The sequence below is a fragment of the Spiroplasma sp. hy2 genome, assembly GCF_044714365.1.
In the GTDB taxonomy this organism is placed as follows: Bacteria; Bacillota_I; Bacilli_A; order Mycoplasmatales; family Mycoplasmataceae; genus Spiroplasma; species Spiroplasma phoeniceum.
Window position 1 is genome coordinate 1 of record NZ_RXFZ02000235.1, and the last position, 1,308, is coordinate 1,308.

Annotated in this window: 2 protein-coding genes; both read left to right on the top strand. The window is 22.8% G+C overall.

From position 1 onward, the window contains the following. The coding region (locus EHV01_RS05700) for a hypothetical protein (RefSeq protein WP_422066616.1) at positions 1-517 on the top strand (517 nt) is incomplete at its 5' end. Between the two features lie 6 nt (positions 518-523). After that, positions 524-1,308, top strand: a 785-nt coding sequence (locus EHV01_RS05705; RefSeq protein WP_422066617.1) for a hypothetical protein, incomplete at its 3' end; no start/stop codon positions are given.

Genomic DNA, 1,308 nt, shown 5'->3' on the forward strand with positions numbered 1-1,308 from the left:
ATATCCAATTAATATGGATACTATTCAACAAGTTTTAGATAATGATACTGCTAACCCTAAATGAATTGGTAAAGTACAATATGCAACACCAACAATTTTATATCCAAAAACATGTAAAATTATTTTAGAAAAAGCGCCAACCCAAGATGAAATTAATACTGCTAAAAGTAATCTTAATAAAACATTTAGAGTTCCTGTTGATTATGTAATTCCATCATCAAATAAAATTGATATTAGTGGAATTAATAAATTAGATAAACCAACTATTCACGTTACAGACCCAACACAAACAACAGCAGAACAATTAAAACCACAATTTAAAGATGTTGTTTTAAAATCAGTAAAAGCGGTAAATAATTCTTTAACAGAAAATGATTATGATTACTTTATTGAAAGTAAAGGTGAAGATTGACCAATTGATATTACAAACAATAAAACTGTTGCTGTTCAAATTGAAGGTAAAAACAACGCTACGGGTCAAACAAACCCAATTGATGTTGTAATTAAAAATTCTTAATAAACAATGAATTTACTAATATTACGCGTTTTAACTTTATTAGTATCTAATTTAGAAAATAAACCTTTAATAAGTAAATTTGTAAATTTAATTAATAGAGTTAATCAAGTTCAAAATAAAATATTAAAACCAATTAATTATATTACTGATAAATATAATAAAATTACAAGTAAAGTTGAAGATATTTATCAATGATTAAATCCTTTTACTTATTTAGATTTAATTAAAAAAGGTCATAAAAAAGAAATACAACAAATATTAAGTCAATTAGAAAAAGATAATAATATTCAAAATAGAGAACAATTTAAAAATGAAAATTATCTAAATACTAATTGACAGCCTTTAAATAGTAGTTGACTTGATAGTGGTATGTTTAATATTACAAATAAGTTAACTTTAACAGGTAATTTAACTATTTTAATATATACAAAAACAGCAAAACATCCTAAGTTTTATGGACCTTATGTTTATCCTACTGTTCCAGTTGAAATATGAAAATTATTAAGTAATGCTGTATCTAATGCAGGAACTTTATTTTGAAGATATTGATTAAGAAAATGGTTACCATCTCATTTAAGAAATTATATTAAAAAACGATTACCAAGAGAATTAAAAGAAAAATATCCCAAAGGAACTACTAAATTAACATTACCAACAGTACAAAAATTACAACAAATTAAAAAGTTTATTAATAATTTAAAGATTGGACATTTTAATTTTAATTTTGCTGGTGAAATTAATAATAAAAAATGATATAGAGAGCGAATTGCTGACGTTAAAAATATTAATAA